Source organism: Pontimicrobium sp. MEBiC01747 (genome assembly GCF_053601635.1).
In genome coordinates this window covers 1-700 of sequence record NZ_JBSHNS010000065.1, presented here as the reverse complement: position 1 = coordinate 700, position 700 = coordinate 1, and the positions used below count along the sequence as shown (strand labels likewise).

The 700-nt window shown below is 30.1% G+C and carries 1 protein-coding gene; it reads left to right on the top strand.

Features of this window, described 5'->3' with window-relative positions; translation table 11 throughout:
- A partial coding sequence (locus ACVC2P_RS01095; RefSeq protein ID WP_452596639.1) for a carboxypeptidase-like regulatory domain-containing protein occupies positions 1–700 on the top strand: 700 nt, incomplete at both ends.

Below are 700 nucleotides of genomic sequence, written 5' to 3'. Positions count from 1 at the left end.
CTTATTACAAAACTCTTCTGTTAATTTCTTTAGATACGAAAACAATGTTGTATTAACCAAAAACAGTACTATTTACAGTAAACTTCCTGAAGATTTTTTTCAAGAAAACACGAATACAAAAAACAATAGCAACGAAGCATTGTTTTATAATGAGTACGATAATAAAAACTTACAAACAGTAGGTAAACAAAACCAGAACAATCAAAAACAAGAATACACTTTAAAAGGAAGAGCTATTAATGAAAATAATGGCACTCCAATTGAAGGTTTAATTATTGCTATAGAGAATACAGATATTAGAACTACAACTAATAAAAATGGGAGGTTCTCATTAAAAGTCCCTTCTGGGCCTGTTGTTTTAGAAACAAAATTATTAGGTTATGATGATACTATAAAAGAATTATTAATTTATGGTAATGGAAGTGTAAAATTACAAATACCTGAAGCAGCAGAGCAATTAGATGAAGTTCTCGTTGAATCCTCAAAAAACAGTAATGTTAAAGAAGCTGTTTTAGGTGTAAACAAAATTGATGTAGAAGGGTTAAAAAACATCCCTGTTGTTTTTGGAGAGCGAGATATTTTAAAAATAGCCACAACACTACCGGGTATAACAACAACTGGAGAAGGTTCTGCTGGTTTTAATGTACGAGGTGGTAGAGCAGATCAAAATTTAATACTATTAGATGATGCCGTTATATAT